Source organism: Trinickia symbiotica, from assembly GCF_003028655.1.
GTDB classification, from domain to species: domain Bacteria; phylum Pseudomonadota; class Gammaproteobacteria; order Burkholderiales; family Burkholderiaceae; genus Trinickia; species Trinickia symbiotica_A.
The window spans coordinates 63,345-78,327 of the sequence record NZ_PYUC01000013.1; the positions used below are offsets into that span (position 1 = coordinate 63,345).

Annotated in this window: 11 protein-coding genes; 9 read left to right on the plus strand and 2 right to left on the minus strand. The window is 64.3% G+C overall.

Annotation, left to right across the window (positions count from 1 at the left end):
* Positions 1-91: 91 nt before the first annotated feature.
* The 5 genes from ugpB to ugpQ all read left to right on the plus strand — a co-directional run bounded on the left by ugpB (position 92) and on the right by ugpQ (position 5,179).
* Complete coding sequence (ugpB, locus tag C9I57_RS23720; RefSeq protein WP_107153046.1) at positions 92-1,420, plus strand: sn-glycerol-3-phosphate ABC transporter substrate-binding protein UgpB; 1,329 nt, start codon at positions 92-94, stop codon at positions 1,418-1,420.
* 12 nt (positions 1,421-1,432) lie between these two features.
* Positions 1,433-2,323 (plus strand): sn-glycerol-3-phosphate ABC transporter permease UgpA, encoded by an 891-nt coding sequence (gene ugpA, locus C9I57_RS23725; protein ID WP_107153047.1) that lies wholly within the window; start codon positions 1,433-1,435, stop codon positions 2,321-2,323.
* Positions 2,324-2,342: 19 nt separating this feature from the next.
* Positions 2,343-3,188 carry a sn-glycerol-3-phosphate ABC transporter permease UgpE gene (gene ugpE / locus C9I57_RS23730; protein ID WP_107153048.1) on the plus strand — a complete coding sequence of 282 codons (846 nt, stop codon included), beginning with the start codon at positions 2,343-2,345 and terminating at the stop codon, positions 3,186-3,188.
* Positions 3,189-3,258: 70 nt separating this feature from the next.
* Positions 3,259-4,344 (plus strand): sn-glycerol-3-phosphate import ATP-binding protein UgpC, encoded by a 1,086-nt coding sequence (locus C9I57_RS23735; protein ID WP_107153049.1) that lies wholly within the window; start codon positions 3,259-3,261, stop codon positions 4,342-4,344.
* 73 nt (positions 4,345-4,417) lie between these two features.
* The gene (gene ugpQ, locus C9I57_RS23740; RefSeq protein WP_107153050.1) at positions 4,418-5,179 is read left to right on the plus strand and encodes a glycerophosphodiester phosphodiesterase; all 762 of its coding nucleotides are present in this window, start codon (positions 4,418-4,420) and stop codon (positions 5,177-5,179) included.
* 31 nt (positions 5,180-5,210) lie between these two features.
* Here the strand turns inward: ugpQ and C9I57_RS23745 are convergent, their stop codons facing one another.
* Both C9I57_RS23745 and C9I57_RS23750 read right to left on the minus strand, forming a co-directional pair.
* Positions 5,211-5,588 (minus strand): DUF883 family protein, encoded by a 378-nt coding sequence (locus tag C9I57_RS23745; protein ID WP_107153051.1) that lies wholly within the window; start codon positions 5,586-5,588, stop codon positions 5,211-5,213.
* Positions 5,589-5,859: 271 nt separating this feature from the next.
* A complete protein-coding gene (locus C9I57_RS23750; protein ID WP_107153052.1) occupies positions 5,860-6,582 on the minus strand; it encodes an OmpW/AlkL family protein in 723 nt (240 codons plus the stop codon).
* 185 nt (positions 6,583-6,767) lie between these two features.
* Between C9I57_RS23750 and C9I57_RS23755 the strand changes: the two genes are divergently transcribed.
* From C9I57_RS23755 to thpR, 4 genes are all read left to right on the plus strand, one after another.
* Entirely contained in the window at positions 6,768-7,475 is a 708-nt protein-coding gene (locus tag C9I57_RS23755; protein WP_107153053.1) for a transposase, read from the plus strand.
* Positions 7,476-7,885: 410 nt separating this feature from the next.
* Complete coding sequence (locus C9I57_RS23765; RefSeq protein ID WP_107153055.1) at positions 7,886-12,586, plus strand: glutamate synthase-related protein; 4,701 nt, start codon at positions 7,886-7,888, stop codon at positions 12,584-12,586.
* A gap of 170 nt (positions 12,587-12,756) precedes the next feature.
* On the plus strand, positions 12,757-14,223 hold the full coding sequence (locus tag C9I57_RS23770; RefSeq protein ID WP_107153056.1) for a glutamate synthase subunit beta: 1,467 nt from the start codon (positions 12,757-12,759) through the stop codon (positions 14,221-14,223).
* A gap of 26 nt (positions 14,224-14,249) precedes the next feature.
* Entirely contained in the window at positions 14,250-14,837 is a 588-nt protein-coding gene (gene thpR, locus C9I57_RS23775; protein WP_258187794.1) for an RNA 2',3'-cyclic phosphodiesterase, read from the plus strand.
* Positions 14,838-14,983 lie beyond the last annotated feature (146 nt).

Below are 14,983 nucleotides of genomic sequence, written 5' to 3' on the forward strand. Positions count from 1 at the left end.
GGGCGTGAACGCGAAAGCGGGCACGTCATAGTGGGGTATATGACCCGCGGGCCTACAGGCCAGGTGTCATTTTCCAAGGAGAAGAAGACAAATGAAGCGTTGTTCGACGTGGGTTCGTTTGATGGCGTTCGGCGCGGCGCTTGCCGCCGGGGCAAGCCAAAGCGCCGTTGCGGCGACGGAAATTCAGTTCTGGCATGCGATGGACGCGGCGCTCGGCGAGCGCGTCAACGATATCGCCAAGGACTTCAATGCCTCCCAGAGCGATTACAAGATCGTGCCGGTCTTCAAGGGAACCTACGATCAGACGCTCGCGGCCGGCATCGCGGCCTATCGCAGCGGCAACGCGCCGGCGATCCTGCAGGTGTACGAGGTCGGCACGGCGACGATGATGCAGGCCAAGAAGGCGATCATCCCGGCGACGGACGTGTTCAAGCAGGCCGGCGTGCCGCTCGACCAAAAGGCCTTTGTGCCGACGGTCGCCAGCTACTACAGCGACGCGAAGACGGACGAGCTCGTTTCGATGCCGTTCAACAGCTCGACGCCGGTGCTCTATTACAACAAGGATGCGTTCAAGAAGGCGGGCCTCGATCCGAACAAGCCGCCCAAGACGTGGGAAGAAGTGGCTGCCGATGCAGAGAAGCTGAAGGCGGCCGGCATGTCGTGCGGCTTCACGACCGGCTGGCAAAGCTGGATCCAGCTCGAGAACTACAGCGCCTGGCACGGTCTGCCCTTCGCGAGCGAGAACAACGGCTTCGACGGCACCGACGCCAAGCTCGAATTCAACGGGCCGCAGCAAATCGCGCATATCGCCATGCTGCAGAAGATGGCGAAGGAAGGCACGTTCACCTACGCGGGCCGCAAGGACGAGGCGAACTCGAAGTTCTACAGCGGCGATTGCGGCATCATGACGAACTCGTCGAGCTCGCTCGCGAACATCCGCAAGTATGCGAAGTTCGACTTCGGCACCGGCATGATGCCGTACGATGCGAGCGTGAAGGGCGCGCCGCAGAACGCGATCATCGGCGGCGCGAGCCTCTGGGTGCTCGCGGGCAAGGTTCCGAACGTCTACAAGGGTGTCGCGAAGTTCCTCGCCTATCTGAGCTCGCCGGCGGTTGCGGCGAAGTGGCATGAGGATACGGGCTATCTGCCGGTGACAAAAGCGGCGTACGAGCTCGCGGAACAGCACGGTTTCTACGCGCAGCATCCGGGCGCGGACACGGCGACCAAGCAAATGCTGAACAAGCCGCCCCTGCCGTTCACCAAGGGGCTGCGTCTCGGCAATATGCCGCAGATCCGCACGGTCATCGACGAAGAGCTCGAGCAGGTCTGGGCGCAGAAGAAGACGCCCAAGGATGCGCTCGATTCCGCCGTGTCGCGTGGCAACGAGCTGCTGCGCCGCTTCGAGCAATCGGGCACGTAACACGCGCGGGCCATGAGCGATCGTTTCCGGTCCCGCTTCGCCGCGAGTCCGCTGCCGTATCTGCTCGTCGCGCCACAGCTCGCGATCACCGCCGTCTTCTTTCTTTGGCCGGCCGGTGTCGCGCTGTGGCAGTCGACGCAAATGCAGGACGCGTTCGGCACTTCGAGTGAATTCGTCGGTTTCGCCAATTTCGCGCATTTGTTCGCGGATCCGCTCTACCTCGATTCGTTCAAGACGACGCTGATCTTCAGCGCGCTGGTGACGGGCTCGGGCCTCGTCGTCTCGCTGTTGCTCGCCGCTTGCGCGGATCGCGTGACGCGCGGCGCCAAGGCCTATCGCACGTTGCTGATCTGGCCGTATGCCGTGGCGCCGGCCATCGCGGCCGTGCTATGGGCCTTTCTCTTCAATCCGAGCATCGGCCTCATCACGTATGCGCTCGCGAAGGGCGGCGTCGTCTGGAATCACGCGCTCAACGGCTCGCAGGCGATGTTTCTCGTCGTGCTCGCCTCCGTCTGGAAGCAGGTCAGCTACAGCTTCCTGTTCTTCTACGCGGGGCTGCAGGCGATTCCGCGCTCGCTGATCGAGGCCGCGGCGATCGACGGAGCGGGTCCCGTCCGGCGATTTTTCGGCATAGCGCTGCCGCTGCTGTCTCCCACGACGTTCTTTCTGCTCGTCGTCAATCTCGTCTACGCGTTCTTCGACACCTTCCCCGTCATCGACGCGGCGACCGGAGGCGGCCCCGCGCAGGCGACGAAGACGCTCATCTACAAGATCTTCGCGGAAGGATTTCAAGGCCTCGATATCGGCAGTTCGGGCGCGCAGTCGATCGTGTTGATGGTGATCGTCGTCGCGCTGACTGTCATCCAGTTCCGCTTCATCGAACGCAAGGTGCAGTACACGTGATTTCACGGAGCAGGTTCCGATGATCGAGAATCGAAGAGGCTTCGATCTCTTTTGCCATGCGGTATTGATCGCCGGCATCCTGGTGATCGCCTTTCCCGTCTACGTCGCCTTCTGCGCGGCGACGATGAGCGAGCGCGAGGTTTTCTCGGTGCCGCTCTCGCTGATGCCGGGCACGCATCTGCTCGAAAATGTGGTTTATGTATGGACGCACGGCACGGGCAACGCGGCGAGTCCGTTCGGACGGATGCTCATGAACAGTCTCGTCATGTCGCTCGCGATCTCGATCGGCAAGATCGCCGTCTCGATTCTGTCGGCCTACGCCATCGTCTTTTTTCGCTTCCCGTTGCGTAATACGGCGTTCTGGCTGATTTTCATCACGCTGATGTTGCCGGTCGAGGTACGGATCTTTCCGACCGTGCAGGTCGTCTCGTCACTGCATCTGACGAACAGCTATGCGGGCTTGACGCTGCCGCTGATTGCGTCGGCCACGGCCACGTTCCTCTTCCGCCAGTTCTTCATGACGCTGCCGGACGAGCTGATCGAGGCGGCGCGTATCGACGGGGCGGGGCCGCTGCGCTTTTTCCGCGATGTGGTGCTGCCGCTTTCGAAGACGAACATTGCGGCCCTCTTCGTCATCACGTTCATCTACGGCTGGAATCAGTATCTCTGGCCGATCCTGATCACGAGCGATCAGTCGCTGACGACGGCTGTCGTCGGCATCAAGTCGATGATCGGGAGCGGCGACACGGCCACCGAATGGCATTACGTAATGGCGGCAACGCTGCTCGCCATGCTGCCGCCGCTCGTCATCGTGATCGCGATGCAGCGATGGTTCGTGCGGGGCCTCGTCGATTCGGAAAAATGAAAGTGGCGTCCCGCGAGCGGCGGCCGCCAGGGCACTATCTAAGGATCAGGATCTCGGGAGAACGAACCGAATGGCTGCATTGAGCTTGAACCGCGTGCGCAAGACCTACGATGCCAAGCAATACGTCCTGCACGGCATCGACGTCGAAATCGGCGACGGCGAATTCGTCGTTCTCGTCGGCCCGTCGGGCTGCGGCAAGTCGACGCTCTTGCGCATGGTCGCGGGGCTCGAAAGCGTATCCGAGGGCGAGATCAAGATCGGCGAGCGCGTCGTCAACGGCCTCGAGCCGAAGGATCGCGACATCGCGATGGTGTTTCAGAACTACGCGCTCTACCCGCATATGAGCGTGCGCGAAAACATGGCCTACGGACTCAAGATCCGCGGGGTGAGCGGCGCCGAGATCGATGCGCGGGTGGCGGCGGCGGCGAAGATTCTCGAGCTCGATCCGTTGCTGTCGCGGCGGCCGCGCGAGCTCTCGGGCGGACAGCGACAGCGCGTGGCGATGGGCCGTGCGATCGTGCGCGAGCCAGCCGTTTTTCTCTTCGACGAGCCGCTCTCGAATCTCGACGCGAAGCTGCGCGTGCAGATGCGGCTCGAGATTCAGCGCTTGCATGCGCGGCTCGCGACGACGAGCCTTTATGTCACGCACGATCAGGTCGAAGCCATGACGCTCGCGGAACGCGTGATCGTCATGAATCGCGGGCACGCCGAGCAAATCGGCGCGCCGACGGAGGTCTACGAACGGCCGGCGACGGTCTTCGTAGCGGGCTTCATCGGCTCGCCGGCGATGAACCTCGTGTCAGGACGGCTGTCGCAAGAGGGCAACCGATTCGAAGTGGCCGGCGGCGGGCCGGTCCTCGAGCTCGACGGCGCGCACGCCATCGGCGGCACGCTCGAGGGCGGGCGCGAGTGGATTCTCGGTATTCGGCCCGAGCACATGACGCCGCGCGCGGACGGGCCTCGCGCGTCGCTCCTCGTCGATTCGTGCGAGTTGCTCGGCGCGGACAATCTGGCGCATGGGCGCTGGGGCGATCACGATGTGACGGTTCGCCTTCCGCACGGACATCGGCCGACGCGCGGGGAGACGCTGCTGGCCGCTTTGCCGCTCGAACATCTTCACTTCTTCGATCCGGCCACGGGCAGGCGAGCGAACTGACAGGCTACCGGAAGGGCAGCGCGCGGAAACGAAAAAGCGCAGCGGCGGCCAAGGGCGCAACGAGTGAACGCAGATGACGATGAACACGAACAGTTGGCCTTACCCGCGCGTGGTCGCACATCGCGGCGGCGGCGCGCTCGCGCCCGAGAACACCTTGGCGGCGATCGATACGGGCGCGCGTTTCGGGCTGCGCATGATCGAATTCGATGCGAAGCTCTCGTCCGACGACGTCGTCTTCCTGCTCCATGACGACAAGGTGGACCGCACGTCGAACGGACGCGGTGACGCAGCCGGCATGACCTATGCCGAACTCGAGGCGCTCGATGCCGGGAGCTGGTTCGACGCCCGTTTCGCGGGCGAGCGGATGCCGACGCTCGAGGCCGTCGCCGCACGCTGCGCGGTGCTCGGACTCGCCGCGAATGTCGAGATCAAGCCGTGTCCGGGGCGCGAGGCGGCGACGGCGCGCCGCGTGGCGACGGAGGCCGCGCGGCTTTGGGCCGGCGCGATGTTGCCGCCGCTGCTGTCGTCGTTTTCCTTCGAGGCGCTCGCGGCTGCGCGCGGCGCGGCCCCGGCGTTGCCGCGCGGCTTGCTGTTCGGCGGCGTGCCCGCCGATTGGCGTTCACAGACGGCTGCGCTCGAGTGCGTTTCGTTGCACGCCGATCATCGCAAGCTCGACGCGCGGCTCGTCGAGCAAATCAAGGCCGAGGGGCTCTTCATCCTCGCTTATACAGTCAACGACCCCGCCCGTGCGCGCGAACTCGCGCAGTGGGGCGTCGACACGATCTGCACCGACCGCATCGATCTGATCGGTGCGGACTTCCTGGCTTCTACGTGAGCACACACTCACGTAGCGGCTTGCGGCGATGTCACCGGCTGCGCGCGAGGAGCCAGCCGGTGAGCAGGGCGAGGCCTCCCACGACGGCAACGGTTTCCCACGGGTTTTCCCGTACGTAGTCGTTGGCGCCTGCCATCGCGTTGACCGCGCGCGTGCGCATCGTTGCGCGAGCGCCGTCGAGCCGCGCTCTCGTCACGTCGATGCGTTTCCTCAATTGCTCGCGCAATTGGGCGGCGTCGGCCTGCGCGCCTTCAGAGAGGGCTTCCTCCAGTTCCGACAGTAGTTCGCGCATTTCTCCTCCGATGTCCTCGGCGGCGTTGCGGCTATGGCGGGCGATACGGCGGGCGTGTCGTCCCGTGCTCTGCCACGATGTTTCGAGCGCGTCTCGCGTATTCGGTAGTGCGGTCATGGTCGCTCCGTCAGCTTCTTTCCTATAACGGGATAAGGCCCCGTTCGAAGAGCGGGGAATGCCACGAGCCGCAACATCGATGCCAGCGGGCGGCTAGCCGAAGGCGCCCGCGCTCGGGACCCATGGTTCGTATGAGGGTACGAGCGCATGCGTAAAAATGGGACGAAACACACGTAGAAAAGTGATTCGGTTCGATTGGGCGGCCCGGCACGACGCCGCCGCGGCTGCGGCGGCGTCAGCGCGGTCACCGCGCGGCCCGAGTTGAACTAGGCTAGAAGGCGTAGCCGATCTTTGCGTAGGTCACGATCGGGTCGAGCCTGATCTTTGCTTGCGTGCGTAGCGTTGTACCAAGCGGGCCGGACGGCGACGTCGTGAAGTCGGCCGTCGCGCTGACCGGGATGTAGGACACGGACAGGCCGGCGAACCAATGCTTGGTGAAGTTGTAGTTGAAGCCGAGATTGAAAACGGGCGCCCAGGAACGATCTGCCGATGCGGTGGTCGGACCCCCTAGGACGCCTGATTCGAACGTGGTGTTCGTAATCTGCGCATCGGTGAACCAGACACGCGTGACGCCCAGGCCGACGTACGGGCGGAACTTGTCGTCCGGTTTCCGGAAGTTCCACTTGAAGAGCACGGCCGGGCTCCAGAGGCGCGCGCTGCCTAGTTTGCCGAACTGCGAGAATCCGTCGGCGCCGTTGATGTCGAACTTCGGCGGGATGCCAAGCTCGAACTCCGCGGCGAGGTGATCGGTGACGAAGTAGCCGAGCGAGAACCCGAGCGTGTCCGATTGGTCGATCCGGGCGCCGGTGTTGGGCTGGTACTGGTTGATGGGCGTGCCGCCCTGGCTGAGTACCTTCAACTGGTCACTGGAACTTTGAGGCGAGAGATGGAACCACCCCGTTGTGACGTAGAACGTGCCGGCCGATTGTGCTTGTGCAGCCGTTGCGCAGGCGAGCGCCACGACGGCCCCCGTAGTGGCCTGTTTTAGTTTCATATGCGTCTTCCTCCATAAAAGGCCCGCCTATTATGAGTAAAAGGATTGAGTCAGACCAAGTGCGCTCGCTAGAGCATTCTCCCTAAGCGGGGCGCGCTTGCGGCGGAACCGCTCGAGGAACCGCGGCGGCTCGTGCGCCGCGTCGTCCCTTCGGGTCATCACCAACGTTCTTAACGGAATCCAGCATGGCACGGCTTGCACGTCTTTACGTCCCTGAACAGCCGCAGCACGTGATCCTGCGCGGACTCGATCAGCAGCCCGCCTTCGTCGACGAGCAGGATTACGAGCTATTCGTCGATTGCTTGAAAGCCGCTTCACGCGACCACCGCCTCGGCGTCCACGCCTATGTGCTGATGCCGGGCGCGGTGCAGCTCCTCGTCACGCCGAGCGACGAATCGAGCTTGCCCAAAGCGATGCAGGCGGTCGGCAGGCGCTACGTGGCGCACTTCAACCGCCGCTACTCGCGGCGGGGCACCCTCTGGGAAGGTCGCTATCGCGCGACCGTCATCGAAGGGGAGCGCTACTTCCTGCTTGCCAGTCGTGTGATCGAGCTTTGTCCGGTTCGCGAGCGCCTCGTGACATCGCCGGAAGACTATCGATGGTCTAGTTATCGGCATCACATCGGCCTGGCTGTAGACAGTCTCGTCACGGACCACCCGCTTTACTGGTCGCTCGGCAATACGCCGTTCGAGCGGCAGCGCGCCTATAAGGAGCTTTGCGAGCAGCCGCTCGACGAGCGCGAGGCGAACGAGCTGCAGCAGGCGACACTGAAAGGATGGGTGCTCGGCGGCGAGTCGTATCGAGAATGGGCGGCGAGGGCGGCGAACCGGCGCGTCTCGCCGCTGCCGCGCGGCCGGCCGAAGAAGGTGCGCGAGACGCCGCAGACGCAATAGCGCTGCTGCGCGCTTGGAACCTGCTTGCCGCCGCCTGCCTTGGCATGCGTGAGCCGCGAGCGGGGTGAGTTCGCCTGTTCGATGCGCGTAGGGCGTCGGTTGGCGCGCTATCGGCAAAGATGGATACGAGGCGGTCGCGGACGGCACGTTCAGCGTGCCGTTTTCTATGCTCATTTTTGATGCGGCCCCAATAAAAGCGCACCGTTTGAATGCGCTGCAATAATTAGGGTCGTATCATGCGATTTTTGTTGCTATTCCTTTGATTCGTCGCGTATATTCCGATTTCCGACGGTTTTTCTTCGGCGCAATGCGCCTTCCCGGCGGCCCTATCGAGAGCGGCCGCGCGGGCAAACTGCGGCTCAGCCCTTTGAGAACGGCCCTTTCGAGGCCCCCTACAGGACGGTGTCCCCATGAACGAACAGCAACCGATGACTTCGGTCCCTGCGGCGCAAGGTCTGTACGACCCGCAAAACGAGCATGACGCCTGCGGCGTCGGCTTCGTCGCGCACATTAAGGGCGCGAAGACTCACGACATCATTCAGCAAGGGCTCAAGATTCTCGAGAATCTCGATCACCGCGGCGCCGTCGGCGCCGATGCGCTGATGGGCGACGGCGCCGGCATCCTGATCCAGATTCCCGATGCGTTCTATCGCGAGGAAATGGCGCGCCAGGGCGTGACGTTGCCGCCCGCCGGCGAGTACGGCGTCGGCATGATCTTTCTGCCCAAGGAGCATGCGTCTCGTCTCGCCTGCGAACAGGAGCTCGAGCGGACGGTGAAGGCGGAGGGCCAGGTCGTCCTCGGGTGGCGCGACGTGCCCGTCGATCATGCGATGCCGATATCGCCGGCCGTCAAGGCCTCCGAGCCCGTCATTCGTCAGATCTTCATCGGCCGTGGCCGCGACATCATGGTCACGGACGCGCTCGAGCGGAAGCTCTACGTGATCCGCAAGACGGCGAGCCACCGCATCCAGGCGCTCAAGCTCAAGCATGGCAAGGAGTATTTCGTGCCGTCGATGTCGGCGCGCACGGTCGTCTACAAGGGCTTGCTGCTCGCGGGGCAGGTGGGCGTCTACTATCGCGACCTGCAGGACGAGCGTGTCGTCTCCGCGCTCGCGCTCGTGCACCAGCGCTTCTCGACGAACACGTTCCCGGCCTGGGAGCTCGCGCACCCGTACCGGATGATCGCGCACAACGGCGAGATCAACACCGTTAAGGGCAACGTCAACTGGCTCAACGCGCGCACGGGCGCGATCGCGAGCGCCGTGCTCGGCGACGATCTGCACAAGCTCTGGCCGCTGATCTACCCGGGCCAGTCCGATACGGCCTCGTTCGACAACTGCCTCGAGCTCCTCGTGATGGCGGGCTATCCGCTCGTGCACGCGATGATGATGATGATTCCGGAGGCGTGGGAGCAGCACACGCTGATGGACGACAATCGGCGCGCCTTCTACGAGTATCACGCCGCCATGATGGAGCCGTGGGACGGCCCCGCCGCGATCGCGTTCACGGACGGCCGCCAGATCGGCGCAACGCTCGACCGTAACGGCCTGCGCCCCGCGCGCTATCTCATCACCGAAGACGATCTCGTGATCATGGCTTCGGAGGCTGGCGTGCTGCCGATCCCCGAATCGAAGATCGTCAAGAAGTGGCGTCTGCAGCCGGGCAAGATGTTCCTCATCGACATGGAGCACGGCCGCATCATCGACGACAAGGAACTCAAGGACAACCTCGCGAACGCGAAGCCGTACAAGAGCTGGATCGACGCCGTGCGCATCAAGCTCGACGAGATCGAGCCGAAGGCCGAGGACGTCATGACGGAGCGCCGCGAGGCGGCGGCGCTGCTCGACCGCCAGCAGGCGTTCGGCTATACGCAGGAGGACGTCAAGTTCCTGATGGCGCCGATGGCGCAGCAGGGCGAGGAGGCGGTCGGCTCGATGGGCAACGACTCGCCGCTCGCGGTGATGTCGAACAAGAACAAGACGCTCTACCACTACTTCAAGCAGCTCTTCGCGCAAGTCACGAACCCGCCGATCGATCCGATCCGCGAAAACCTCGTGATGTCGCTCGTCTCGTTCATCGGTCCGAAGCCGAACCTGCTCGACACGAACAACATCAACCCGCCGATGCGGCTCGAAGTGTCGCAGCCCGTGCTCGACTTCAAGGACATCGCGAAGATTCGCGCGATCGACCAATACACCGGCGGCAAATTCAGCTCGTACGAGCTCAACATCTGCTATCCGATCGCCTGGGGTAAGGAAGGCATCGAGGCGCGCCTCGCGTCGCTGTGCGCCGAAGCCGTCGATGCCGTGAAGTCCGGCTACAACATCCTGATCGTGTCGGATCGCCGCACCGATCGGGAGAACGTCGCGATTCCGGCGCTGCTCGCCACGGCCGCGATCCATACGCACCTCGTCTCGCAGGGTCTGCGCACGAGCACGGGCCTCGTCGTCGAGACCGGCTCGGCGCGTGAAGTTCATCACTTCGCGCTGCTCGCGGGCTACGGCGCGGAAGCGGTCCATCCGTACCTCGCGATGGAAACGCTTGTGCAGATGGCGCAGGGCATGAAGGGCGATCTCTCGCCCGAGAAGGCCATCTACAACTTCACGAAGGCGGTCGGCAAGGGCCTGCAGAAGGTGATGTCGAAGATGGGCATCTCGACCTATATGTCGTACACGGGCGCGCAGATTTTCGAGGCGGTCGGGCTCGCGAGCGATCTCGTCGAGAAGTACTTCAAGGGCACGGCCTCGAAGGTCGGCGGCATCGGTCTCTTCGAGGTCGCCGAGGAGGCCGTCCGTTTGCACCGCGAGGCGTTCGGCGACAACCCGGTGCTCTCGACGATGCTCGACGCCGGCGGCGAATACGCTTACCGCGTGCGCGGCGAAGATCACATGTGGACGCCCGACGCGATCGCCAAGCTCCAGCATTCGACGCGCAGCAACTCGTATCAGACGTACAAGGAGTACGCGCATCTGATCAACGATCAGACGCGCCGTCATATGACGTTCCGCGGCCTCTTCGAATTCAAGGTGGAGCCGTCCAAGGCGATTCCGCTCGACGAGGTGGAGTCGGCCAAGGACATCGTGAAGCGCTTCGCGACCGGTGCGATGTCGCTCGGCTCGATCAGCACGGAGGCCCATGCGACGCTCGCGATCGCGATGAACCGCATCGGCGGCAAATCGAACACGGGCGAGGGCGGCGAGGACGAGAACCGTTACCGCAACGAGCTGCGCGGCATTCCGATCAAGAACGGCGATACGCTCGCCTCGGTGATCGGCGCCGAAGTGGTGCGCGACATCGCGCTCAAGGAAGGCGATTCCCTGCGCTCGAAGATCAAGCAGGTCGCCTCGGGCCGCTTCGGCGTCACGGCCGAGTACCTGGCCTCGGCGGATCAGATTCAGATCAAGATGGCGCAGGGCGCGAAGCCCGGCGAGGGCGGCCAGCTGCCGGGCCATAAGGTTTCCGAGTACATCGGCAAGCTGCGCTATTCGGTGCCCGGCGTCGGCCTCATCTCGCCGCCGCCGCATCACGACATCTATTCGATCGAGGATCTGGCCCAACTCATTCACGATCTGAAGAACGCGAACCCGGTCGCGAGCATCTCGGTGAAGCTCGTCTCCGAAGTGGGCGTCGGCACGGTCGCGGCTGGTGTCGCCAAAGCCAAGGCCGACCACGTCGTGATCGCCGGTCACGATGGCGGCACGGGCGCGTCGCCGCTCTCGTCGGTCAAGCACGCGGGCACGCCGTGGGAACTCGGCCTCGCCGAAACGCAGCAGACGCTCGTGCTCAACCGCCTGCGCGGCCGTATCCGCGTGCAGGCCGACGGCCAGATGAAGACGGGCCGCGACGTCGTGATCGGCGCGCTGCTCGGCGCGGACGAGTTCGGCTTCGCGACGGCTCCGCTCGTCGTCGAGGGCTGCATCATGATGCGCAAGTGCCATCTGAACACGTGTCCGGTCGGCGTCGCCACGCAGGATCCAGTGCTGCGCGCGAAGTTCCAGGGCCAGCCCGAGCACGTCGTCAACTATTTCTTCTTCGTCGCCGAAGAAGTGCGCGAGATCATGGCGCAACTCGGCATCCGCAAGTTCGACGACCTGATCGGCCGCGCGGATCTGCTCGACATGAAGAAAGGAATCGAGCATTGGAAGGCGCGCGGCCTCGATTTCTCGAACATCTTCTATCAGCCCAAGGTTTCGGCCGACATCGCGCGCCGGCATGTCGAGGAGCAGGATCACGGCCTCGTGCGCGCACTCGATCACACGCTGATCGAGAAGTCGCGCGCGGCCATCGAGAACGGCGAGCACGTTTCGTTCATCCAGCCCGTGCGCAACGTGAATCGCACGGTCGGCGCAATGCTCTCGGGGATGATCGCGAAGAAGTACGGTCACGACGGGCTGCCCGACGACACGATCCATATCCAGTTGAAGGGCACGGCGGGGCAGAGCTTCGGCGCGTTCCTCGCGCGCGGCATCACGCTCGATCTCGTCGGCGACGGCAACGACTACGTCGGCAAGGGCCTCTCGGGCGGTCGCATCATCATTCGCCCGACGAACGATTTCCGCGGCAAGTCCGAGGAAAACATCATCTGCGGCAACACGGTGATGTACGGCGCGATCGAGGGTGAGGCGTATCTGCGCGGTGTGGCCGGCGAGCGCTTCTGCGTGCGCAACTCGGGGGCTTCCGCTGTCGTCGAGGGAACGGGCGATCACGGCTGCGAGTACATGACGGGCGGCACCGTCGTCGTGCTCGGCGAGACGGGCCGCAACTTCGCGGCGGGGATGTCGGGCGGCGTCGCGTTCGTCTACGACCCCGAAGGCACGTTCGCCGGCAAGTGCAACAAATCGATGGTCGCGCTCGAGCCCGTGCTGCAGCAGGCCGAGCAGGAGCGCACGGTCGATCGCGCGCTCTGGCATACGGGCGTGACCGACGAGGCGCTGCTGAAGGGGCTCGTCGAGCGGCACTTCCAGTTCACGGGCTCGCCGCGCGCGAAGGCGCTGCTCGAGGATTGGGACGCGTCGCGCCGGCAGTTCGTCAAGGTCTTCCCGACCGAGTACAAGCGCGCGCTTGCCGAGCTCGGAGCGAAGAAGGCCGCCAGCGAGGTGCTCGCGGCGTGAGCGGCGCGTTCACGCGCACCTGAATGCGCCCGTTCGCCTCGCGGTGCGGAAGTCACCGGAGCGAGCGGGCGATAGATAAGATGCCATCGAGGCTTGCCGCCTGCGCACCCCGCGCAGGCGGCGCCCGCCGGCCCCCGATACGACGATTTGGATCAAGACAAGAGAACCCCATGGGCAAGGCAACCGGTTTTCTCGAATATGAACGCCGCCACGAGGCGTACGAAGCGCCGCTCGCGCGCGTCAAGCATTACAAGGAATTCGTTCTCGCGCTGAGCGACGAGGACGCGAAGATTCAGGGCGCGCGCTGCATGGATTGCGGCATTCCGTTTTGCAACAACGGCTGCCCCGTCAACAACATCATCCCGGACTTCAACGATCTCGTTTATCGCCAGGACTGGCGGCACGCGATCGATGTCCTCCATTCGACGAACAACTTCCCCGAGTTCACGGGCCGCATCTGCCCGGCGCCGTGCGAGGCTGCGTGCACGCTCGGCATCAACGCCGATCCCGTCGGCATCAAGTCGATCGAGCACGCGATCATCGACAAGGCCTGGTCCGAAGGGTGGGTCGTCTCGCAGCCGCCCAAGAAGAAGACCGGCAAGAAAGTCGCCGTCGTCGGCTCGGGGCCCGCCGGCCTTGCCGCCGCGCAGCAGCTTGCGCGCGCGGGCCACGAAGTGACGGTCTTCGAGAAGAACGATCGCATCGGCGGCTTGTTGCGCTATGGCATTCCTGACTTCAAGCTCGAGAAGTGGCTCATCGACCGCCGCATGCGGCAGATGGAAGGCGAAGGCGTGACCTTCCGCACGAACGTGTTCGTCGGAAAGGACGCGTTGCCGTCGCACATCGGCAACACGGCCAAGGAGACGATCACGCCCGAAGAGCTTCTCGAGAAGTTTGATGCGGTCATCGCCGCGGGCGGCTCGGAAACGCCGCGCGATCTGCCCGTGCCGGGCCGCGAGTTGGCGGGCATCCACTTCGCGATGGAGTTTCTGCCGCAGCAGAACAAGGTCAACGCAGGCGACAAGGTGGCCGATCAGCTGCTCGCCAAGGGCAAGCATGTGATCGTGATCGGTGGGGGCGATACGGGTTCCGACTGCGTCGGCACCTCCAATCGTCATGGTGCGAAGAGCGTGACTCAGTTCGAGCTCTTGCCGCAGCCGCCCGAGGAAGAGAACAAGCCGCTCGTCTGGCCGTATTGGCCGGTCAAGCTGCGCACGTCGTCTTCGCACGAAGAAGGCTGCAGCCGCGATTGGTCGGTGGCGACGAAGCGCTTCGAAGGCAAGAACGGCAAGGTCGAGAAGCTCGTGGCGGCGCGCGTCGAATGGAAGGACGGCAAGATGCAGGAAGTGCCGGGTTCCGAGTTCGAAATGAAGGCCGACCTCGTGCTGCTCGCCATGGGCTTCACCCAGCCTGCTTCGCCCGTGCTCGACGCTTTCGGCGTCGACAAGGACGCCCGCGGCAACGTTCGCGCGACGACCGAGGGCGAGCGCGCCTACTACACGTCCGTCGACAAGGTGTTCGCGGCCGGCGACATGCGCCGCGGGCAGTCGCTCGTCGTCTGGGCGATTCGGGAAGGCCGCCAATGTGCGCGCTCAGTCGACGCCTACCTGATGGGCAGCTCGGAGCTCCCGCGCTGACGACGCCGATGTCGCCGGCGGCGCCGGTGGCCGAGCGCGATGATTGGCATCGCTGCTTCATTGCGCTCGTCCCCGATGCATCGACGCGCGAGACGTTCGCGTCGATGCCGCTCGACGTCGCCGTGCGCCGCGTGCCCGTCGATCAATTGCATCTGACGCTGGCGTTTCTCGGCTCTGTCTCGCCGGAGAAGGGCGCTTTGCTGGCAGCGGCGCTGCCGTCCGTGATCGTGCCGCTGCCGGCGCTTGACGGCGAGCGGTTCGAATATTGGCCGAATCGGTCGCATCCGCGCCTCGTCGTCGTTTCTTTTGCCCTGTCCGACGCGCTGGCCGAAATCGAATCGCGTGTGCGCACGCTCGTTGCGGGGCTCGGGCTGCCGATCGACGACCATCGCCCGTTTCTTCCGCACGTCACGCTTGCGCGGCTGCCTCGTAACGCGAAGCCGATCGCGGCTCCGGTTGCGCGATCGGACGGCACTGCCGACCGGCGAGGCGAAACGGCGGCAGAGACTGGCTCTGTCTCGCGCTTCGATACCTTGACGCTATACTCGAGCACCCTTGAGCGTCGTGGCGCTCGCTATCGTGCGCTTGCATCGGCGTGCGTGCCGGCGGACTGACTCGACTGGGACTTCGTTGACGCGTTCGTATGGGCGGAGTTAGGGGGGCCGGCATCGACATGAAAGACCGATGTTGAATGAGCCCCATTATTGGCGCGACGTCCGTCACCTTTCTGTCTCTTACCGATTGCTACATTTGGCATCCA